The following is a 22303-nucleotide window of genomic DNA, read 5'->3' on the forward strand; positions in this document are numbered from 1 at the left end:
AAACCATCATTCTCAATAACTAGGGAGTAAATGATAATGGCAAATGAATCCAAGCCCGAAGTCGCGGTGGTCATGGGATCCTCCAGCGACTGGGAGACCATGAAGCGCGCCTGCGACATTCTCGACCAGTTCGGCGTCGCCTACCACAAGCAGGTCATCTCCGCGCACCGCACCCCGGAGCTCATGGCCGATTTCGCGCACAACGCCCGCAAGAACGGTCTCAAGGTCATCATCGCCGGTGCCGGCGGCGCCGCCCACCTGCCCGGCATGATTGCCGCCCAGACCACGCTGCCCGTGATCGGTGTGCCGGTGCGCTCGCACGCCCTGTCCGGCTGGGATTCGCTGCTGTCCATCGTGCAGATGCCCGGCGGCATCCCCGTGGCCACCACGGCCGTGGGCAACTCCGGCGCCACCAACGCCGGCCTGCTCGCCGTGCAGATGCTCTCCGCGTTCGACGAGTCCTTGGCCGCCAAGCTTGAGGACTACCGCAACTCCCTGAAGGAAAAGGTGGCTGAATCCAATGCCCAGCTTGTCTGAGGAAACCCACGGCGCCGTCTCCATGCTGCAGCCGGGTGCCACGATCGGCATCATCGGCGGCGGTCAGCTCGGCCGCATGATGGCCCTGTCCGCTAAGTACATGGGCTTCCGCATCGGTGTGCTCGACCCGACTCCGGACTGCCCCACCGCGCAGGTGGCCGACTTCCAGGTGGTGGGCGAGTACGACGACAAGACCGCCATCCACGACTTGGCGGAGAAGTCCGACGTGCTCACCTATGAGTTCGAGAACGTGGACGCCGAGTCCATCGACGAGGTGCGCCACCTGGTGGCCGCCCCGCAGGGCACCGACTTGCTGCGCGTGACCCAGGACCGCATCAACGAAAAGACCTTCATCAACCAGCACGGCATCGAGACCGCTCCCTGGCGTGAGGTCAACGACTTCGACGAGCTCGAGGCCGCCATCGACGAGCTGCACTACCCGTGCGTGCTGAAGACCCGCTCCGGCGGCTACGACGGCCACGGCCAGCACGTGCTGAAGAACGACTCCGACCTGGAGAAGATCCGCGCGCGCGGTGACCGCGGCGGCGGCTTCCCGCCCTCCATCCTCGAAGGTTTCGTGGATTTCGCGTTCGAGGCGTCCATCCTGGTCTCCGGCAACGGCAAGGACTATGTGACCTTCCCGATCGTGCGCAACGACCACCGCAACAACATCCTGCACATGACCATCGCCCCGGCCGAAGTGAGCCCGGCAATCGCCAAGACCGCGCACGAAATGGCGCTGGCGCTGGCCAAGGGCTTCGAACTGGCCGGCACGCTCGCCATCGAGCTGTTCGTGACCAAGGATGGCCGCGTCATCGTCAACGAGCTCGCTCCGCGCCCGCACAATTCCGGCCACTACACCATCGAGGCCTGCTCCATCGACCAGTTCGACGCGCACATTCGCGGCATCGCCGGTTGGCCGCTCATCCAGCCGAAGCTTCTGAGCCCGGCCGTGATGGTCAACGTGCTTGGCCAGCATGTGTCGCCCACGCGCGCGCAGATCGCCGAGCACCCGGAATGGAATGTGCACGATTACGGCAAGGCCCAAGTGCGCCACAACCGCAAGATGGGTCACATCACCGTGCTCACGGACGACACCGCCCGCACCGTGGCCGAACTTGAGGCCACCGGCTGCTGGGATGATCTGAAGCCCTACGCCCGTCCGTTCGTGCAGCCGTCCGAGCCCGCCGCGCCGTCCGCTCAGGAGGCGTAAGCGCCGGCATGGCTGAGCATATCGAACGTCAGACCAAGCAGAAGGATGCCATCCATGCGGCGCTCGCGGATTGCGATGAATTCATCTCCGCGCAGGACCTGCATCGTCGTATGCAGGACGCGGGCTCCAAAATCGGCCTGGCCACCGTCTACCGCCAGCTGAACGCGCTGGCGGATGCCGGTGCCGCCGACACGATCCGCTTGGACGGTCAGCAGCTGTTCCGCCTGTGCGGGGACGACGGGCATCATCACCATCTGGTATGCCGCAACTGCGGCAAAACCGTGGAGATCGACCCGCCAAGCGAGACCTGGCTGCGCAAGGTGGCCGAGGGACACGGCTTCACCGTGGAATCCCACACGTTGGAGGTCTTCGGCCTGTGCGCCGACTGCCGCAAGGCCGAAGAGGATGAGAACAAAGAAGGCTCCCTCTGACGAGGGAGCTGGCGTTGTAGACGACTGAGGGAGAGAAGAGCGGCGTAGCCGCTGGGGAATTGAATCGGCTTCAGGCCAATGGCTTATTCCAGCGGCTACGCCGCAAACTTCTCTCCCTCAGTCACGTCTGGGGACGTGCCAGCTCCCTCGTCAGAGGGAGCCATGCAAAGCGCAAAGCGCGCTCACTCCGCGGCGATGGCGGCCTTGAGCTCGTCCACCTTGTCGGTGCGCTCCCACGGGAACTCCACGTCCGTGCGGCCGAAGTGGCCGTATGCGGCGGTCTTCAGGTAGATTGGGCGCTTCAGATCAAGTTCGTCGATGATGGCGGCCGGACGCAAATCGAACACCTTGCGCACCGCGGCGGCGATCTGGCCGCGAGTCACGCCGTCACGCTCGGTGCCGAAGGTCTCCACGTTGATGGACACCGGGTCGGCCACGCCGATGGCGTACGCCACCTGCACCTCGGCCTTGTGTGCCAGGCCGGCGGCCACGATGTTCTTGGCCACCCAGCGCGTGGCGTAGGCCGCGGAACGGTCCACCTTGCTCGGATCCTTGCCGGAGAACGCGCCGCCACCGTGATGGGCAGCGCCGCCGTAGGTGTCCACGATGATCTTGCGGCCGGTCAGGCCTGCATCGGCGGCCGGGCCGCCCAGCACGAACGAGCCGGTCGGATTCACCAGCTGACGGTAGCCCTCGTACGGCACCTTATCGCCCAGCACATCCTTGAGCACCGGGTCGATGACGTGCTCCTTGAGCTGCGCCTCAAGCCACTCGTGCGTGGCCTCGGGGTCGTGCTGGGTGGAGATGAGCACGGTGTCGAGGCGTACGGGCTGGTCGTTGTCGTCGTATTCGATGGTCACCTGGGTCTTGCCGTCCGGGCGCAGGTGCGGCACCTCGCCGGACTTGCGCACCTCGGTCAGACGGAAAGCGAGACGGTGTGCCAGGTAGATCGGCAGCGGCATGAGCACGGGGGTTTCATCGGTGGCGTAGCCGAACATCACGCCCTGATCGCCGGCGCCCTGCGCCTCGTAACGCTGTTCGCGGCTGGCGGCGGACTCCTCGGCGGCATTGAGACGGCTCACGCCCTGGTTGATTTCGGCGCTCTGACCGGTGATGGCCACGATTACGCCGCAGGAATCGGCGTCCAGGCCGACTTCGGAGGAGGTGTAGCCGATGTTGTGCAGGGTTTCGCGGACTTTGGCCTGCACGTCGCAATACCCCTTCGACGTGACCTCGCCAAAGACCAGGAACACGCCCGTGGCGGCGGAGGTCTCCACGGCGACGTGGCTCGTGGGATCCTGCGCCAGCAGGTCGTCAAGAATGGCATCGGAAATCTGGTCGCAGACCTTGTCAGGATGGCCTTCGGTTACGGATTCGGCGGAAATAAGCCGCTTTTCTTCGGTCATATCATCCCTTTCCCCAGGACTTATCGCCCCGCGCCGGACGCGAGGCACAATGATACGGTGTGATTGATATTGAATTTTCGGCGGGCCGTGCACATCTGATACATGCCGGATACACGTTGTCCGTCTTGGCGAAGCGGGCATGCAAAAGGGCTCGTGCCAACCAGCGCGGTGGCACGAGCCCTAGCGTGTTTGCTTCTGATGACGAGTTATAGCCCTTATCGGCCAAGGTGGCAAGTGTGTCGCCCAAATTCACCGCTCCGGTGAAAACCTTGGCTTCGGTCCGCAGCCCCGGCTAGTCGACGCTAACCGACTATCAGAGCTTCGGACGTGACGGTCGAGGTCAATTGCCCTCGTTGGTGTCGTCCTCGCCCAGGGTCTCCTCAAGCAGACCCTCGTCGATCTCACGGAAGGCGATGGACAGCGGCTTCTCGTTGTTCTGGTATTCCACCAGCGGGCCGACGTTCTGCAGCAGGCCCTCGTTGAGCTGGGTGAAGTAGGAGTTGATCTGACGGGCGCGCTTGGCCGCGAAGATGGCCAGCGCGTACTTGGAATCGGCGTGCTGCATGAGGTCGTCGATCGGCGGGTTCGCAAGACCGGTGGGGTGCGGGTCGGTGCCAAAAGCCATGATGCTTATCTCCAGACTTGGAAAAATCTATCTCAAACGAAGCCAGTGTAGCCGTCCGGGCAGACTTCCCCGGAATGCCGCCATCCTGATACCCTTTTCATGCTCCCCGAAAAGTTACGTTTTTGAAAATTCCATTATGTGAGTCTTGACAAAACCCGTGTCCCGCGTAAGGGCTTGAATGGAGTCATGACTGAAATGCGATCTGCAAAACTCATGTCCGGCCGCGTCTTCGCAGGCGCGCGCGCCCTGTACCGTGCCGCTGGCGTCAGCGGCGACGACATGGGCAAGAAGCCCATCATTGCCATCGCCAACTCCTTCGACGAGTTCCTCCCCGGCCACGTCCACCTGAACAAGGTCGGTCGTATCGTCTCCGAGGCCATCAAGGAAGCGGGCGGCATCCCGCGCGAGTTCAACACGATGGCCGTGGACGACGGCATCGCCATGGGCCACACCGGCATGCTCTACTCCCTGCCCTCCCGCGATATCATCGCCGATACCGTGGAATACCAGTGCAACGCGCACTGCGCCGACGCCCTGATCTGCATCCCGAACTGCGACAAGGTCGTTCCGGGCATGCTCATGGCCGCCCTCCGCCTCAATATCCCGACCGTGTTCGTCTCCGGCGGCCCGATGGAAGCCGGCACCACCGTGCTGGCCGATGGCACCGTCAAGAAGAACACAGACCTCATCTCCGTGATGTACGCCTCCGCCGACGACAACGTCTCCGAAGAGGACCTGCTCAACTACGAGAAGACCGTGTGCCCGACCTGCGGCTCCTGCGCCGGCATGTTCACCGCCAACTCAATGAACTGCCTGACCGAGGCCATCGGTCTGGCCCTGCCCGGCAACGGCACCATCCTGGCCTCCCACTCCTACCGCAAGGACCTGTTCAAGCGCGCCGCGCAGCAGGTGGTCAAGATCGCCAACCAGTACTACCGCGACTCCGACGATTCCGTGCTGCCGCGCTCCATCGCCACCAAGGAGGCGTTTGAGAACGCCATGACCATGGATGTGGCCATGGGCGGCTCCACCAACACCGTGCTGCACATTCTGGCCATGGCCCAGTCCGCGGACGTGGACTTTACCCTGGACGACATCGAGCGCATCTCCCATACCGTGCCCTGCATCTGCAAGGCCTCGCCGTCCGGCAAGTGGGAGATCTCCGACGTGCACCGCGCCGGCGGCATCACCGGCATCCTCGGTGAGCTCGACCGCGCCGGCAAGCTGCACCGCAACGTGCACTCCATCGACTACCCGACCCTTGAGGACAAGCTCAACGATTGGGACATCATGCGCGACACCTGCACCGATGAGGCCAAGCAGATGTACAAGGCCGCTCCGGGCCACATCATCTCCCCGGAGCCGTGGACGCACACCACGCTGTTCGACACGCTCGACACCGACCGCGTCAACGGCGCCATCCACGACATCGACCACCCGGAGATCCACGAAGGTGGCCTTGCCGTGCTGCGCGGCAACCTGGCCCCCGACGGCTGCGTGGTCAAGACCGCCGGCGTGCCGCAGGAGATCTGGAAGTTCCGTGGTCCGGCCCTGGTGGTCGAGTCCCAGGAAGAGGCCATCAAGGTCATTCTGGACGATACCCTGAAGCCCGGCATGGCTCTGGTGATTCGTTACGAGGGCCCGAAGGGCGGCCCGGGCATGCAGGAGATGCTCTACCCGACTTCCTTCGTCAAGGGCAAGGGTATCGGCAAGCAGGTGGCCATGCTCACCGACGGCCGTTACTCCGGCGGTTCCTCGGGTCTGGCCATCGGCCACATCGCGCCTGAAGCCGCCAACAAGGGTCCGATCGCGCTCATCAAGAACGGCGACATCATCAACATCGATATCGAGAACCGTTCCGTGAACGTGGAGCTGACCGACGAGCAGCTGGCCGAGCGTCGCGCCGAGCTTGAAGCCGGCGACGGCTACGTGGCCCACCGCGACCGCAAGGTGTCCCAGGCCCTTAAGGCCTACGCCGCCTTCGCCCGCTCCGCCGACAAGGGTGCTACTAGGGATCCTGACCTGATCAACAGGCTCTCCGGCCTTGCATGATAAACGCTGGCTCTGTTAAACCAAGATTGACATGTCCCTTATTCTTGGCTCCCCTTGTCAGGGGAGCTGTTGGCGAAGCCGACTGAAGGGTAGTCCAATGGAATTCATGTCAATCTTGGTTTAACAGAGCCTAAACATTTGATGGTATGAAAGAAGTCCTCCCGGTATTCCGTGGAGGACTTCTTTCATATTCTGGGGCTCCCTTCAGAGCGGGGAGCCCCAGAAAGTTTTACTGCACGCAGGCGTCGGCCGCGAGCCGTGCGCCACGGGCCCAATCGGCGGCGCGCATGGCCTTCTTGCCTTGCGCCTTGACCTGGGTGAGTTCCAGCGCGTCGGTACCGGTGCCGACCCAGACGTTCTTCTTGCCCACTTTGAGTTCGCCGGGCCGCAAATCGGCGGGTGTGTTCGGATTGCCCGCATCGGCCGGTTGCGCGGCAAGCACATGCAATGTGATGGGCTTGGCCGTCTTATCGGCATCCGTCTCAGCAGCTGCCGTTTCGCCGGTTGCGGTGGCTCCATCTGCATTCTCCACGGTCGTCGGCAGACCCTCGGCATACAATTCGGTCCAAGCACCCGGATGCGGCGTGCATGCGCGGATCTGACGGTCGATGGCATCGGCCGAATCCGTCCAATCGATGCGTGCATCCTCCACGGTGATCTTGTGCGCGTACTCCAGACCTTCTGCCGGTTGCGGTGTGAACGTGGCCGTGCCATCGCCCACGGCGGCCAGCGCATCCACATACAGGGGAGCACCTTCTTCGGCCAAACGGTCGAGCAGCTCGCCGGAGGTCTCACGGCCGGTCAGGGCAACGGTCATTGAAGCCACGATTGGACCGTCATCCAGACCTTCGCCCACCTTGAACACATCGGCGCCCGTGGTGGTATCGCCCGCCCAGATGGCGCGTTGCGCCGGAGCCGCGCCACGCCACTTCGGCAGGTTGGAGAAATGCAGGTTGTACCAGCCCATCGGTACCGCATCCAGCACGTTCTTCGGCAGGATATTGCCATAGGCAATTACAGCGGCGATATCCGCGCCCAGCGCGTTGAGCGCCTCCAGAAACTCAGGGGAGCGTGGCTTGGAATCGATGATCGGCAGTCCCAGTTCCAATGCCGCCGCCTTCACCGGGCTGGGCATCAGTTTGCGGCCGCGTCCGGTAGGCGCATCCGGGCGGGTGATGACGCCCACCACGTCAAAGCGCGGGTCGGCGGCGAACGCCTTCAGCGAGGGCACAGCCACGTCAGGGGTACCTGCGAACACCAGTTTCAGCATAAATCTCCTTGGAAAACGTCGATGGACTGGAATGATGGACGAACGCTTATTGCACGTCCGGAATATTGACGCCGTTGGCGATGAGCAGCTGACGCAGCTTGACCGGATCCTGGAACCGCACACCGCGGATGCCGGCGGAATTCGCCCCCACGATGTTCATGGCCTTGTCGTCGATGAACAGCGCGCCCTCGGCCTTGATGCCGAACTGCTTGAGCGCCGCCTCGTAGATGTCCTTGTGCGGCTTGCGCAGGTGCACGAAACCGGAGACCAGCTTGCCGTCCAGCAGCTGGAGGATGTCGCACTGCTCTTCGGCCACATGGAACACGTCAGCCTCCCAGTTGCTCAGGCCCCACACGCCGATGCCCGCGGCCTTGAGATCGTTGACCAGTACACGCGCACCCGGCACGATGCCGGTCAGGGAATCGCGGAAGTTATCCATGTAGTAGCGCAGGATGTCCGCCCACTTGTCGCCGGTGCGCTCGCGCATGACGGCGATAGCCTCATCCGTGGGCATGCCGCCGTCCATCAGATCGTTGACATCATAGAAACCGGAGATGTCGTTGTCCAGGAACTCATCGATGGTCTTCTGGCTGTAGCGGGGAATGAGCGCGGCGGCCGGATCCCAGTAGATGAGCACATTGCCGAAATCGAAGATCACATCGGTGATCGGCTTGCCGGCGTTCGCGGCGGCCTCGCCGTCCGCGACCAGCACGTCGTATTCCATATCCGGTTCTCCGGGCCAACCCTTCATCGCGTCCTCCTTAATATGTTGACGTCCGTTTCCATGGTTCCATGCCTAGGCGACGATGGACCGCCACTCAGATGAGGTCCTTGGGATCGATGCGGAACCGCAGTTCCCCCGGTTCCCGGGCCGCCACATGCCGGGCGACCTCGCGATGCAGCCGTGCGGCCAGTTCGGCGCGCTCGCCCTGCGGCACGCGCACCACGGCCTTGACCCGATCCGCCGTGGCCTCCAGTTCCCGGGCGTCCACGGTATCCGGCTGGGCGATGGGCACCGGTCCCAGCATGCCGGGCATCTCGCCGCAAACCGCCCAATCTCCGGACAGTGCGCCGATGCGTTGCATCAGCGTCATCACCGCATCCCGACGTCCCCACACGCATGCCGCGGCCACAGCCGGAGGCATGCCGGTCTCGACACGCTCCTCCATGTCCTTGGCCGCCAGAATCCGCGAATCCCATACCATCAACGACTGGGCGATCGCCGGATCGGTTTCGCCAAGGATCAACGCCTGACCGCCGCGAGAACGCGGCGCGCACAACGACACCGCCCGCATCCACGCGGTCAGCGTATCCAACCGGGCATCCACCCCCAGCGCATACAGGCTGGTCCAGGCATCCAGAATCGCCACCGCACGGTATTCATGTCCGGCCGCACCCTGCTCGGTACTGATGGGTCGCACCCTCGGCTCGAATCCGGGCGTCGCGATGACGATCATCGGCTGGCAGGCCACGTCCCGCACCAATCCCTGCGTCTTGCTGGACAGCACCACCGGCACTCCGCGGAACAGCCAGGCCAGTTCCGCGGCGGTGCCGGCCGCGCCCACGCGCACCACGCGCATACGTTCGTGCCCGCAGCCGGGGCATGCCCAGTTGATGGCCGCAGCCCCGCACCACCGGCACCGCGGCGTGGCATCCCGTCGGTCGGCCGGCAGCTGCAACGGTCCCATGCATTTGGCGCAACGGGCCTGACGATGGCATTTGGCGCAGCTCAGCGTCTCACTGATACCGTCCTGAGGAATGGACAGCAGCACGGGGCCGCTTTCCAACGCCTTGCTCAGCACACGCACCGCGGTGTGCGGCACACGGGCACCGATGCTGGGGTCCGCCAACCTCGCCAGCTCATCACGGTTGAGCCACCGCACCCACGGCGTGGCATCCTTCAACGGCGAGCCCAACGGATGGATGGCCGTGGAGAAACCGCTCACCGGCGTCTCCACCGTGTCCGGTCCCACATTCTCCCACTGGCTTTGCGGGGTGCGTGCATTGGCCATGGCCACGAACACACCGCCATGTGCCTTGGCTCGCAGACGCATCACGCCGCGGGCCTGCGGGTAGGGCATCATGCCGTCCATGTTCTGATAGGCGGCGTCCTCCAGAATGGCGAACAACGCCGGTCCCTCCACTGGCGCATACATGACCGCACGGGTGCCGACCACCACCTTCACCTGCCCCAAAGCGACGGCGAGATACGTGCGATACCGGTCGGCGGCGGGCATGGTCTCCGCGTTGAGCACGGCCACGTCCCCGGTCCAACCGCCCGAGGGAGAGGGGGCGAACGGCGTGAGTCCGTAATTGCGCAAAGCGGGGAGGAGATCCTCAACCTCGCGCATGGTGGGCAATTCCACCACCGCGCATTTGCCGGCGGTCAGAGCCGTGGCTACCATCCAGGCCATGTCCCGCTGCCATTCCTGCGCGCCCGGCAGAAGATCGAAGACGAAGGATTGGAAACGGTTGCCGGTGAGACCGGCCTGCAGCACGTTGGCATCCGCGTAATTGGCACTGATGCGCTTGTACCCCTGTGCGGCGCCATCGGACACCCCTGCAACAGGGGAGCCCGCGCTGGCACCGCCACCCACCGGGCGTCGGAACGATGCCGCGAGTCGCTGCTCGGCCTCCACCTTGGCCACGCGCGGCGGCACCGCGAACCGCAGAATATTGGCCCGCGTACCGCCGTACGCCTGGGCGATGAGACCAATGTCCTCGCGCATCGAGGCGGGCACCAGCACGTCCGGGCTCAGCACCCGTTCGATGTATCTGATGGAGGAACGCGGCGTTTCGCTGGAATCCGTGCGCGCCCAGATCACGCCGCTGACCCGCTGGCCGCCGAAACGGACCCGCACCAATACGCCGGGTTGGGCGGCCTCGCTGTCCTTTTCGTCGATGAAATAGTCGAAGGCCTGCCCCAGATGCAGGGCCTGCACGTCCAGCACCACCTGGGCGATGGGATTGTGCTCGGCCGGGTGGTGTTCGGCGGGCGCGCGCTTGCGACGCTTGCGTGGGGCAAGCCCCGCAAACGTCAGCTGTTCCGCGTCCTCGAAAGTCATGGCACCACTATAAGTGGGGATATTGAAGACGGTAAAATTTTACCGAAGAAGAGGTAGCGAGGCGTGGTGAAGCGTCTCGCTACCTGCGGGCCCACCTATCGCAGGAAATCAAGCACGCGGGTGAGATCGCGCTCGTTGATGGCATCGTCCGCGGCCAGCTGGGTCTTGGGCTTGGCGCAGAACGCCAGACCCAGACCGGCGGCCTGAATCATCGGGATGTCGTTCGCGCCGTCGCCCACGGCCACGGTCTGGCTCATCGGGATGCCCAGACGCTTCGCCCATGCCTCCAGCGCGTGCAGCTTCACGGTCTTGCACACGATCTCGCCGAGCACCTTGCCGGTGAGCTTGCCGTCCGCCGTCTCCAGGCGATTGGCGATCCAGTAGTCGATGTCGCCCTCGGCCGCCAGACGGTCCACCACCTCATGAAATCCGCCGGAGACCACGCCCACCTTCCAGCCATGGGCGTGCAGCGTGTCGATGAGCTCCAACGCGCCATTGGTGAAGTGCAGCTTGTCATGCACGGTGTCGAACACGGAGACCGGCAACCCCTCAAGCAGGGCCACGCGGGCGCGCAGCGCATCGCAGAACTCCAGTTCGCCGCGCATCGCGCGTTCGGTCACCGCGGCGATCTCCTCGCCGCAGCCGGCCGCCTCGCCCAGCTCGTCGATGACCTCCTCGTCGATGAGCGTGGAATCCACGTCCATGACCAGCAGACCGGGCTTGGACAGCGTGGGAACCGGCGGCAAAGATTCGCCGTTCAGGCCGTCCCCGTTCAACCCTTCGGCGGACTTGTCAACAAAATGCACATCTTCTTGCGTCATGCTTCCGATTCTCGAAAAACCTTGGGACAATGCCCCCTATGAGTTTTTCCCCGGCACTGACCACGACATTGACCGACGCCTTCGCCACCAATATCGCCGCCCTCGCCGCGGACCCCACGCCTGTATGCACCGCCGCGGAACCCGGCCTGATCGGCACGATCACCGCCTGGCTCGTCAGTCTCATGGAAACCATCGGCGGCATCGGCGTGGCCCTGGCCATCGCCCTCGAATCCGTGTTCCCGCCCATTCCCTCGGAAGTGATCCTGCCGCTCGCCGGCTTCACCGCGGCCCGCGGCACGCTGAGTCTGCCCGGAGCGATCATCTGGGCCACCATCGGCTCGCTGCTCGGCGCATGGACGCTCTACGGCATCTCCCGATGGGTGGGCCTGCACCGCATCAACCGCGCCGCGGACAGGATTCCGGGCGTCAGCCGCAAGGATGTCGGCAAAGCCAACGACTGGTTCACCAGGTACGGCACCTGGTCCGTGCTCATCGGGCGCGTGATCCCCGTGGTCCGTTCGCTCATCTCGATCCCGGCCGGCTTCAACCGCATGAATTTCCTGCAATTCACCGGCTGGACCCTGCTCGGCTCGGCCGTGTGGAACACCATCCTGGTCTCCGCCGGCTACCTGCTCGGCGACCAGTGGTGCTCCATCCAAGGCGTGCTCGGCGTGTTCGAGGACGTGGTCATCGCCGCCGTGGTTCTGGTCATCGTGTGGTTCGTGGTACGCAAAGTGCGTACGCTGATGCGTAAGTAGGAAATCCGCCCGCGGAGCTGTCCGCGAAGCCGGACGAATCCGGCCGGAACCGGTTCGCCCGGGCCGGAAAGCCAAGAAGGAACACATGACCGCAACCGAAGATCTCGCCGAACTCAACGACCGGCTCATGGCCAAGAACCATGCGCTCGCCGAGGCGCTCACCCGTGCCGGCAAGGAGCTCACCAAAGCCAAGTCGCAGCTCGCACAACTGGCACAGCCGCCGCTCACCTTCGCCACCATGGTCAGGGTGGACTCCACCCATACGGACGAAGACGGCATCCAGCACGCCTCGGCCGAGGTCATCTCCGGCAGCCGCCGCATGGTGGTGCCCGTGGCTGCGAACGTGAACGCCGCGCGACTGACCACCGGCGCCACTGTGATGCTCAACGAGAAGCTGGTACTGGTCGAACAGCGCGACGCGGACACCGTGGGCCAAGTCCGCACCGTCCGCCAGACGCTTGACGACGGTCGTCTCATCATCGCCGACGCCTCCGGCAATCCCGTACTCGTCCGCCGCGCCACCGCGCTTGCACGCCGGAACGTCAACCAAGGCGACCGGGTGATTGTGGACCCGTCCGTGAGGATGGCCATCGAACTGCTGCCGGCCGAAGGCGATCGCGATCTGGTGCTCGAGGAGACGCCGGACGTCACCTTCCGCGACATCGGCGGCCTGGACGAGGAGATCGACCGCATCCGCGACGCCGTGCAGCTGCCGTTCCAGCATCGCGCGCTGTTCGAACGCTACGATCTGAAACCGCCGAAGGGCGTACTGCTGTACGGACCACCCGGCAACGGCAAGACGATGATCGCCAAGGCCGTGGCGAACGCCCTGTGCGAAGGCGGGTACGACGCGGACGGCGACGGAGCGATCAGCGATGCCGAACGCTCGGTCAAGGGCGTGTTCCTGTCCGTCAAGGGACCGGAACTGCTCAACAAATACGTGGGCGAGTCCGAACGGCTCATCCGCCTCATCTTCCAGCGGGCCCGCGAACGCGCCGCCGAAGGCAAGCCGGTGGTGGTGTTCATCGATGAAATGGACTCGCTGCTCAGGACCCGCGGCTCCGGCGTCTCCTCGGACGTGGAGACCACCATCGTGCCGCAGTTCCTCTCCGAACTGGACGGCGTGGAATCACTGGACAACGTGATGGTGATCGGAGCCTCCAACCGCGTGGACATGATCGATCCCGCGGTGCTGCGTCCGGGCCGCCTCGACGTGAAGATCCGCGTGGGCCGTCCCAAGCGCGCGCAGGCCGTGGCCATCGTGAACCACTACCTCACCGACGACCTTCCACTGGAGGACGGCGTGGACGCGCGCGCCCTGTCCGAAGTGCTCGTGGGAGACATCTACGAGGCGTCCGAACGACGCCACCTGTGCGACGTGCAGAACGAGGCCGGCCAATGGTCCGCCCTGTACCTGAAGGACGTGGTCTCAGGCGCCATGCTCAAGAACGTGGTGGACCGCGCCAAGACCCGCGCCGTCAAGCAATCCATCGAATCCGGGGAGGCCGTGGCCATCACCGTGCCGCTGCTCGCCGCCGCGGTGGAGGACGAATACCGCGAAACCAGCGATTCGATGGTGGACGTGGACCCGGCGCAGTGGGCGCTCATCAACGGCATGGACCCGATCCGCCGCATCCGCGCCAAACAGCAGTGAATACGTAAGCATACGCGCAGGCAATACGTAAGCGAAGGAGCATGTGAATGACCGTCAGACGAGTGATGGGCACCGAAACCGAATACGCGGTCTCGCTCAAGGGGGCCGGCCGGTACAATCCGGTCCAGCTGTCCTTCGACGTGGTAGGTGCGGCCGCCGGAGCGGACAGCAAATCCATCCGCTGGGACTACCGGCAGGAGGATCCGGTCAACGACGCGCGCGGTACCCGCCTCGAACGCGCCGCCGCCCGCCCGGACATGCTCACCGACGCCCCGCAGCTCAACATCACCAATGTGATCGCCCCCAACGGCGGCCGTGTCTACGTGGACCACGCCCACCCCGAGTACTCCGCACCGGAGACGCTTGACCCGTTCGAGGCCGTGGCGTACGACCATGCCGGCGACCTCATCATGCAGGCCGCCGCCGAACGCGCCGCCGCACAGACCGGCACGCCCATCGTGCTCCACCGCAACAACGTGGACGGCAAAGGTTCCTGCTGGGGCACGCACGAGAACTACATGATGGACCGCGCGGTGCCGTTCGACCTGGTCATCCGCCTGATGACGCTGCACTTCGTGACCCGCCAGATCTACGCCGGCTCAGGCCGTGTGGGACTTGGCGAGGCCAGCGAGATCCCCGGCTTCCAATTGAGCCAGCGCGCCGACTACATCCATGCCAAAGTGGGACTGCAGACCACCTTCGAACGGCCGATCATCAACACCCGAGACGAATCCCACGCCACGGACGACCGACGCCGCCTGCACGTGATCGTGGGCGACGCCAACCGCATGGACGTGCCGCAGGTCTTGAAGCTCGGCACCACCAGCATGCTGCTGTGGCTCCTCGAACACGCGGGGGAGGCCGGATTCGACCTGAACGGCTTCCTGGACGGGCTCGAACTGGCCGACCCGGTCGAGGCCATGCACGCCGTCTCCCATGACCTGGGCCTCAACGCATCCCTGCCGCTGGCTTCGGGCGGCCAGACCACGGCCTGGCTCATCCAGCTCAAACTGCGGCAGGCCGTCTATCAGGTGGCCGCGCTCGTGAACGGCACGGACACCACCGGGGAACCGGCCTGGCCGGACAAGCCCACCACCTCCGTGATGGCGATGTGGGGACAGGCGCTCGCCGACGTGGCCGCCATCCGCCACGCCTCCGACGACGAGCGCCTGGCCATGACCGGCGAGGCCAGCCGCGTGGAATGGCTGCTCAAATGGCAGTTGCTGGAAAAGCTGCGCCGCAAGATAGGCGCATCCGGCTGGGCGGATCCGCGACTACAGGTCATCGACCTCAAATGGGCCGCGCTCGACCCCAAGGACAGCGTCTTCACCAAGCTTGCACCCCGTACCGAACGGGTCAACACGGCGGCCGACGTGGCGCACGCCGCGGCCGAACCGCCCGAGAACACCCGTGCGTGGCTACGTGCCATGCTCGTACGCCGCTTCGGTCCGGAAGTGGCCGCCGTCAGCTGGTCCAGACTCACCGCACGCGACCCCGAAACCATGAACGTCGGTGATTCCGCGGAATTCTACGGCAACGCCGGTCATATGGCGACCCCCGACCATCACCTGTTCTCGCTGGACATCTCCGACCCGCTCGCCTTCGGCAAGGCGCGCTGCGCGGAGCCGTTGGACGCCGCCGAACACGCCATCGACCTGCTCAGGACGTTGGCGCACGGCAACCGATAAAGATACACTGGGAGATTATGGAAGAAACACGCGAAGAGACTCCACAGCATCTGCGAAGCCTGGCGCTCAAAGTCGCCGGCCTGCTCGAGGAAGCCGGCCACCACGCCCTGCAGGCCCAGCTCAATCCGCGCAGCATCGCGCGTCCGACCGACGCCGAACTCGCGGACTCCCGCACCAAGCTTGAGGTCGACGGCAAGATCCTGCGATTCATGAGTACCCGTCTGGCGGACATCGCCCACTTCGACGGCTTCTGGACCACCCGTCCCTCCGTCAGCCGTCCCGGCCAGCGCTACTGGTACATCGGCAAGATCGACGGCGTGATCAACTATCTGCGTCGTATGAGCGAATGGACGCTGACCGCAGCGCTGTTCGAATTCGACGAGAACAACGAGCCCAAGCCCATCCTCGGCGTGGTTCACGCGCCAGCACTAGGCCTGACCTATCTGGCGGCCAAGGGCGCCGGCGCCGTGCGCATCCACAAGACCGCGGTGGGCGAGAAGCGAGACAAAGTCGTGCCGTCGATGACCTCCTCGTTGGATGGTTCCGTGCTGAGCTACGGCATGTCCTTCATCCCCGAGGAATCCCGTCGTGCGCTGGAGGTGGCCTCCTCGCTGGCGGGCCAGCCGGCCGACATCAAGCGCGTGGGCCCGGCTTCGCTCGATCTGTGCAAGGTGGCGGATGGCACGTACGACGCCTACTTCGAGCCGATGCTGCATGTGTGGGACATCCCCGCCATCGCCGCCGGCACCGTGGTGGTCTGGGAGGCCCAAGGCACGCTCAGCCGCTGGGACGGCGACCGCATCCACTGGCGTCATGACAACGACGTGGTGGCCACCAACGGTCTCATCGGCCGCGAACTCAAGCAGTATCTGCAGTAGAACGGAAGCAATCGGCTCTTGATGATGTCCGGTCGTCCCTCATTGCGGACGAACCGTCGGCCACGGGCTGACCGAGGGAAGTCTTCGGGGCCGATTGATTCTAATTTGCAGGAGTCGTTTATACAAAAGAAGGCACGCATGCCACAGCAATTCGAACAGCCGCAATCCCAATCACAGGAAACCCACGAGGACGACGCCCTCGCCCAGGCCGCAACTCAGGCCGCGGACCAGTCGCAGGACCAGTCCGACGTGCTGGACAGCATCCTCGACGACATCGAATCCACGTTGGAGACCAATGCCGAGGAATACGTCAACAGCTTCGTGCAAAAAGGCGGCGAGTGATGCCCCAACTGCGTGACAGCGGCACCCGAGCCCTCCACGCCACAGAACCCGTGCCATCCGCCGAGATGGACGGGTTCTGCCGTATTTTCGGCGTGGAAACCGAATACGGCGTGGCCGTGACCGGGGCCGAGAAACCCGTGGATGCCGGACAGGTGGCCATGACCATGTTCCAGCCCATCGTCTCCCGATCCCGGTCCACCAACACGTACCTGACCAACGGCTCCCGCCTCTATCTCGACGTCGGCTCCCACCCCGAATACGCCACCGCCGAAGCCCGTGACCCGCGCGAGGCGTTGGCACAGGACCTCGCCGGCGAGCAGGTGATGCGTGGGCTCGCCTTGAAGGCCCAGGCCAAACTGCGCGAATCATACGGCGAACACGCCACCATCCACGTGTTCAAGAACAACGTGGACTCGGCCGGCCATGCCTTCGGCTGCCATGAGAACTATCTGGTGCGCCGCTTCGTGCCTTTGGAGGCCGTGGAACACCAGCTGCTGCCGTTCCTCATCACCCGTCAGCTGTACACGGGCGCGGGCCGTATGACCCCGGACGGCTTCCAGATCACCCAGCGCGCCGACTTCCTGGACGAGGCCGTCTCCTCCGCCACCACGCGCTCGCGGCCCATGGTCAACACGCGCGACGAACCGCACGCCGACCCTGATTCGTTCCGCCGCCTGCATGTGATCATCGGCGACTCCAACCGTTCGCAATGGTCCACGTGGATGAAGCTCGCCGTGACGCATCTCGTGCTGTGCTCCATCGAGGAGGCGTTCCGCCGTGGCGAGCCGTCCGGATTCGAGGATTGGGCGTTCGTCGACCCGGCCGCCGCCAATCGTGCGATGAGCCGTTTCCTGGATGCGCCGGACGCCATGCTGCCGCTCGCTTCGGGCGAGTCGGTGAGCGCGCTTACGTTGCAGCGCCGGTATTTCCGCGCCGTCGAGTCGTTCGTGGCGGATCATCGCGAGACGATGGACTCCGCGTTCGTCGCCGGTGTGCCGGTGACTGGTCTTTCGGGAGATGCTGTTGCAGGTTCGCCGACGACAACGATTCTGGGGGAGTGGGACCATGCGCTCCGCGCGCTGGAACAGGGCGATTACGACGCGCTCGCCGATCGCGTGGACTGGGCCGCCAAGCGCCGGGTCTTCGAAGCGTTGCGCCGCCGCCGTCCGGAAGTGACCTTCGCCCAACTGGAGCAGCTGGAACTCGACTACCACGACATCGCCAACGGACGCCTGTACGGCTCGCTGACCGCGCGCTCGCAGATGCGGCGGCTACTGACCGCCGACGAGACCGAACGCGCGATCCATGAGGCGCCGCAGGACACCCGTGCCGCCCTGCGCGGACGATTCGTGGAAGCGGCCCTCGCCTCCGGGGCCCAGTTCTCTGCCGACTGGACCCACCTGACCGTGACCGCCCCCGAACGCCGCGAAGCCGTCCTCCTCGACCCGTTCGAGGCCGCCCCCACCCCGGAATTCAGCCAACTCATGGAATCCCTCGGGCGCTGAAACTCTCGGTCGCGATCTCCCGCCGCCACCGTCCGCCGTGCATTACAGTGGTACGGTACGTGATCGGTCGGCGGCAAAGGAGGCGCGGCATATGATTCGTGTGGCGATCGTGGAGGACGAACCCGCCTACGCGCAGACCCTGCGCGAGTATCTGGAGCAGTACTCCGAAGAGATCCACGAACGGTTCGACGTCACGGTCTTCCCAGACGGCGAAGACATCGTGGAGAACTACCGCGCCGAATGGGACATCATTCTGATGGACATCGAAATGGCGTCCATGGACGGCATGACCGCCGCCGAGCGCATCCGCGAGGTGGACGGCCAGGTGGTCATCATCTTCATCACCAACATGGCCCAATACGCCATCCAGGGCTACCGCGTGGACGCGCTGGACTACGTGCTGAAACCCATCTCCTACTTTGCGTTCACGCAACGGCTCGGTCGTGCCATCTCCCGCATGCAGACCCGGTCGCGCGCCGAGGAGAAGTATATGGTCATCGCCTCCAAAACCAGCACCGTGCGCGTGCCCATCTCCCGAATACTGTGGATCGAAAGCAGCGGTCACCGATTGGCCTACCATACGGCGGACGGCGTATTCGAATCCACCGCGTCCTCGATGAAGGAAGTCGAGGACAAGCTCGCCGACGAATCGTTCTTCCGCTGCAACAAGGGCATTCTCGTCAATCTCGCGCATGTGCGCGGCGTGGAGGAAGGCAGTGCCGTGATCGGCGGTGGCACGCGCATCCCCGTCAGCCGGGCCAAGCAGCGCGACCTGCTCACCGCGCTCACCGCCTACCTCGGGAACGTGATCAAATGATGGGTGTAGGGGCCGCGGCATGGGGCGGTGCGCTCGCCGACATGATTGGTTTGTTCGGGGTACATGGCTTATCCGGGCCGTCTGGCCTACTCGATGCGTTCGGTTGGCTCGTCCGGTTCACCGAGGTTGATGCCGGGGCCGCCGCCATAAACCTTGCATCGACCGATGTCGCGAACGCCGTGGGCACGGTGCCGGACATCCCCAAAGTGCATACGGCGCTTGCCGAATGGCTGGCATGCGTGACGCTGATTGCTTTGGTGGTGCGCAAACCTCCTCGCATACGGGGAATCGGGGTTCTGGCCGGCTCGTTGGCGGCGCTCGTGGTGGTCCAGATCGGCATCGGCGTAGTGCCGGTGGCATTGTGGCTGCCCGGCATGGCCGTGGCGCTGGCCATCATGTTCGTCACGATTCGTCTCTGCTGTGATTGCTCGGCGGCCACATGCCTGTACTGGCTGATGCGCGCGTTCGTCATTGCCGAATTCGCCGCCTCACTCGAATGGCAGCTGTACTACTATCTGTCGGGTCGGTACGGCTGGCCCATTCACGTGCCGTGGCTCGATGGCCTGTATCTCATCGTCGTCTATGGAGCGGTGTTCGCCGTGGTGGCGTTGCTTGAACGTGGACAGAACGCCGAAGCGCTGGACGTGGGCGGGCGGGACCTTATGGTGACCGCCATCATTGCCATCACCACGTTCACGCTGAGCAATCTGAGCTATGTATCCACCGCCACGCCGTTCACCAGCACCATCGGCACCGAGGTATTCAATATCCGCACGTTGGTGGGGCTCGGAGGCGTGGCCTTCCTCTATGCCTTCCATATCCAGCTGTGCGAGAACCAGGCCCGGCGCGAGCTCGACTCGATGCGCACCGTATTGCAGATGCAGTACGCGCAATATCAGCAGTCGAAGGAAAGCATCGCCGTCATCAATCACAAGTACCACGATCTGAAGCACCAGATCGCCGTGCTGCGGCGCGAGTCCGACCCCGGCAAACGCGAGGAGTATCTGGACGATATCGAACATGGCATCAAGGAGTACGAGGCGCGTTTCAAAACCGGCAATGCGGTGCTGGATACGATGTTGACCGGAAAGGGATTGGTCTGCGCACGCGATGGCATTGAACTGACGTGTGTGGCGGACGGTTCGCTGCTGAACCGGATCAGCGAGATGGACATCTGCACGATATTCGGCAACGCGCTTGACAACGCCATCGAATACGAGCGTCGGATCGCGGACGCCTCGCATCGGCTGATTCATGTATCGGTCTCGGAAGCGAACGGATTCACGCTGATTCGCGTGGAGAACTATCTGCAATCCGGCGATGCGGCCGGCAATGCGATTGCCGGGACGGGTGACGGTTCGGCCACCGGTTTGGATGGGGATCTACCCGTCACCACCAAGGCGGACAAGCGATTCCACGGGTTCGGTCTCAAAAGCATCCGTCACACGGCCATCAAGTACGGTGGTACCCTGACCATCGCCAAACGCGACGGCTGGTTCGATCTGACCGTCCTCATTCCCCGGTAGATGCTGAGCCTTCTCACTTGAGTGAGGCCGTCACGAAGCCGACTGAGGGGAGCCGCGCCGCACGTGAGTTTATGCAATAAATCGACCGTTCATGCAATTGCCCTTTCCCGAACCGGCCTTTCCCTGATGATGGAACCATCAGGATTCGCTGCGGAATCCTCTGAATCGCCAGACTCGAAAGGGAGCTCATCGTGGAACGCCAGGTCTTCAACCCGTATCTTCCGGCAGGGGAGTACATCCCCGATGCCGAACCGTACGTGTTCGGCGACCGCGTGTACATCTACGGCTCGCACGATCGATTCGGCGCCCCGATGTTCTGCGTCAACGATTACGTCTGCTGGTCCGCGCCGGTGGACGACCTGTCCGACTGGCGCTATGAAGGCGTGATCTACCGCAAGAACCAGGATCCCAAAAATCGCCTTGGTCTGCGACTCCTGTTCGCCCCGGACGTGGCGATCGGCCCGGACGGCCGTTACTACCTCTACTACGCCTTCGATTTCATGGGGCTCATGGGCGTGGCCGTGGCCGATTCGCCGGCCGGCCCGTACGAGTTCCACGGCCACGTGCATTACGCGGACGGCACGGTGTGGGGACGCCGCAAGGGTGATTCCTTCCCGTTCGATCCGGGCGTGCTTGTGGACGACGACAATCGCGTCTACCTGTACTCCGGCTTCTACACGCCTGTGCCCGCCATCGCCACCGGCTTTCGTTCGCTGGGCTTCGACGGGGGTTACGTGCTCGAACTGGAGCCCGACATGGTGACCATCCGCACGCCGGAAAAGCTGCTGTTCCCCAAGTCCGGTCCCGGCTCGTTCGCCGGCCACGAGTTCTTCGAGGCCTCCTCGATGCGCAAGTGGGACGGCAAGTACTACTTTGTCTACTCCTCCCGGCTCAACCACGAGCTGTGCTACGCCGTTTCCGATTCGCCGACTGGGGGCTTCCGCTACGGCGGCACGCTCGTGAGCATCGGCGACGTGGGGCTTCCCGGTCACGATGACGAAACCCGCGCGACGAACTACACCGGCAACACGCATGGTGGCATGCTGCGCATCGGCGACGATTTCTACACGTTCTACCATCGCCAGACCAACCGCAGCTCCTACGCTCGTCAGGCCTGCGCGGAACGACTCGATGCCATGTTCGACGAAGCGAGCGGCGAATGGCGCTTCGTCCAGGCTGAAGTCACCAGTTGCGGTCTGAACGGCGGGCCGCTGCGGGGGCAAGGCAGGTACGAGGCGCGAATCGCGTGCAACCTGTGGAGCAAGGATGGTGCGGGTCGCTACGATGGTGCGAATCCCGCCAAACGATTGGCCGCGCATCCCTACTTCACCCAGGACGAACGTGACGCCAAAGCCGAAGTTGGCCCGATCGAGGCGCACCAGTACGTCGCCAACATGCGTGATGGCGCGGTGGCCGGCTTCAAGTACTTCGACTTCGATGATTCCCGTCCGCTGACCGGCATCGCCGCAACTGTCCGCGCGCATCGCGGCAGGGGAGAAGCTTCGGGAGCGTTCGTGATTTCCGTGGATCCGGCCGGCTTGTCGGTCGTCGCCACGGTGCCGATCACCGTCAACACGGCCGACGGCTGGCAGACGTTCCGGGCGGAGCCGGCGTGCCTTCCCGCTGGAATCAACGCGCACTCCTGCCCGCTCTACTTCCGGTATGCCGGCTCCGGGTCCATCGATTTCCTGAACTTCGAACTCATGACCAGGTAA

General features: G+C 64.3%; 19 protein-coding genes and 1 riboswitch. Of the genes, 13 read left to right on the plus strand and 6 right to left on the minus strand.

Annotated features, from left to right (window positions below; genetic code table 11):
* The first annotated feature begins 36 nt into the window (after window positions 1–36).
* Genes purE through DF196_RS03920 form a run of 3 tightly spaced genes read left to right on the plus strand, consistent with a single transcriptional unit; the run spans window position 37 to window position 2181 of the window.
* On the plus strand, window positions 37–537 hold the full coding sequence (gene purE / locus DF196_RS03910; protein ID WP_170114971.1) for a 5-(carboxyamino)imidazole ribonucleotide mutase: 501 nt from the start codon (window positions 37–39) through the stop codon (window positions 535–537).
* Window positions 521–1750: a 5-(carboxyamino)imidazole ribonucleotide synthase gene (purK, locus tag DF196_RS03915; RefSeq protein WP_109056588.1), complete on the plus strand. Its 1230-nt coding sequence runs from the start codon at window positions 521–523 to the stop codon at window positions 1748–1750. The genes purE and purK overlap by 17 nt, the downstream gene beginning before the upstream one ends.
* Window positions 1751–1758: 8 nt before the next feature.
* Window positions 1759–2181, plus strand: a complete 423-nt coding sequence (locus tag DF196_RS03920) for a Fur family transcriptional regulator (RefSeq protein WP_109056589.1) — start codon at window positions 1759–1761, stop codon at window positions 2179–2181.
* 182 nt (window positions 2182–2363) lie between these two features.
* On the opposite strand, the gene metK is transcribed toward DF196_RS03920, so the two are convergent.
* Both metK and rpoZ read right to left on the minus strand, forming a co-directional pair.
* On the minus strand, window positions 2364–3587 hold the full coding sequence (gene metK, locus DF196_RS03925; RefSeq protein ID WP_109056590.1) for a methionine adenosyltransferase: 1224 nt from the start codon (window positions 3585–3587) through the stop codon (window positions 2364–2366).
* Window positions 3583–3644, minus strand: a riboswitch (SAM riboswitch). (Overlaps the previous gene by 5 nt.)
* A 283-nt stretch (window positions 3645–3927) precedes the next feature.
* On the minus strand, window positions 3928–4212 hold the full coding sequence (rpoZ, locus tag DF196_RS03930) for a DNA-directed RNA polymerase subunit omega (RefSeq protein WP_094667091.1): 285 nt from the start codon (window positions 4210–4212) through the stop codon (window positions 3928–3930).
* A 186-nt stretch (window positions 4213–4398) separates the two neighbouring features.
* On the opposite strand from rpoZ, the gene ilvD reads away from it, so the two are divergent.
* Window positions 4399–6264 (plus strand): dihydroxy-acid dehydratase, encoded by a 1866-nt coding sequence (gene ilvD, locus DF196_RS03935; RefSeq protein ID WP_109056591.1) that lies wholly within the window; start codon window positions 4399–4401, stop codon window positions 6262–6264.
* Between the two features lie 229 nt (window positions 6265–6493).
* Here ilvD and fmt read toward each other — a convergent pair whose 3' ends face one another.
* From fmt to serB, 4 genes are all read right to left on the minus strand, one after another.
* On the minus strand, window positions 6494–7534 hold the full coding sequence (gene fmt, locus DF196_RS03940; protein WP_109056592.1) for a methionyl-tRNA formyltransferase: 1041 nt from the start codon (window positions 7532–7534) through the stop codon (window positions 6494–6496).
* 46 nt (window positions 7535–7580) lie between these two features.
* The gene (locus DF196_RS03945) at window positions 7581–8285 is read right to left on the minus strand and encodes an HAD family hydrolase (protein ID WP_109056593.1); all 705 of its coding nucleotides are present in this window, start codon (window positions 8283–8285) and stop codon (window positions 7581–7583) included.
* A gap of 67 nt (window positions 8286–8352) precedes the next feature.
* Window positions 8353–10599 (minus strand): primosomal protein N', encoded by a 2247-nt coding sequence (locus tag DF196_RS03950; RefSeq protein ID WP_109056594.1) that lies wholly within the window; start codon window positions 10597–10599, stop codon window positions 8353–8355.
* A gap of 95 nt (window positions 10600–10694) precedes the next feature.
* The gene (serB, locus tag DF196_RS03955; protein WP_170114972.1) at window positions 10695–11420 is read right to left on the minus strand and encodes a phosphoserine phosphatase SerB; all 726 of its coding nucleotides are present in this window, start codon (window positions 11418–11420) and stop codon (window positions 10695–10697) included.
* A gap of 38 nt (window positions 11421–11458) precedes the next feature.
* Here serB and DF196_RS03960 point away from each other — a divergent pair, with 38 nt between their 5' ends.
* The 9 genes from DF196_RS03960 (at window position 11459) to DF196_RS04000 (ending at window position 22303) form a co-directional block, all read left to right on the plus strand.
* Window positions 11459–12178, plus strand: a complete 720-nt coding sequence (locus DF196_RS03960; protein ID WP_241519576.1) for a DedA family protein — start codon at window positions 11459–11461, stop codon at window positions 12176–12178.
* A gap of 85 nt (window positions 12179–12263) precedes the next feature.
* Window positions 12264–13832 carry a proteasome ATPase gene (gene arc, locus DF196_RS03965; protein ID WP_109056596.1) on the plus strand — a complete coding sequence of 523 codons (1569 nt, stop codon included), beginning with the start codon at window positions 12264–12266 and terminating at the stop codon, window positions 13830–13832.
* Window positions 13833–13879: 47 nt separating this feature from the next.
* Complete coding sequence (gene dop / locus DF196_RS03970; protein WP_109056597.1) at window positions 13880–15520, plus strand: depupylase/deamidase Dop; 1641 nt, start codon at window positions 13880–13882, stop codon at window positions 15518–15520.
* 17 nt (window positions 15521–15537) lie between these two features.
* Window positions 15538–16398, plus strand: a complete 861-nt coding sequence (locus DF196_RS03975) for an inositol monophosphatase family protein (protein WP_109056598.1) — start codon at window positions 15538–15540, stop codon at window positions 16396–16398.
* A gap of 138 nt (window positions 16399–16536) precedes the next feature.
* The gene (locus DF196_RS03980; RefSeq protein WP_109056599.1) at window positions 16537–16740 is read left to right on the plus strand and encodes a ubiquitin-like protein Pup; all 204 of its coding nucleotides are present in this window, start codon (window positions 16537–16539) and stop codon (window positions 16738–16740) included.
* The gene (gene pafA, locus DF196_RS03985; protein ID WP_109056600.1) at window positions 16740–18245 is read left to right on the plus strand and encodes a Pup--protein ligase; all 1506 of its coding nucleotides are present in this window, start codon (window positions 16740–16742) and stop codon (window positions 18243–18245) included. Before DF196_RS03980 ends, pafA begins: the two co-directional genes overlap by 1 nt.
* Before the next feature lie 91 nt (window positions 18246–18336).
* Window positions 18337–19062 (plus strand): LytR/AlgR family response regulator transcription factor, encoded by a 726-nt coding sequence (locus DF196_RS03990; RefSeq protein WP_109056601.1) that lies wholly within the window; start codon window positions 18337–18339, stop codon window positions 19060–19062.
* Complete coding sequence (locus DF196_RS03995; RefSeq protein ID WP_241519577.1) at window positions 19059–20588, plus strand: ATP-binding protein; 1530 nt, start codon at window positions 19059–19061, stop codon at window positions 20586–20588. Before DF196_RS03990 ends, DF196_RS03995 begins: the two co-directional genes overlap by 4 nt.
* Before the next feature lie 191 nt (window positions 20589–20779).
* Complete coding sequence (locus DF196_RS04000; RefSeq protein WP_109056602.1) at window positions 20780–22303, plus strand: family 43 glycosylhydrolase; 1524 nt, start codon at window positions 20780–20782, stop codon at window positions 22301–22303.

The organism is Bifidobacterium callitrichidarum, from assembly GCF_003129905.1.
GTDB lineage: Bacteria > Actinomycetota > Actinomycetes > Actinomycetales > Bifidobacteriaceae > Bifidobacterium > Bifidobacterium callitrichidarum.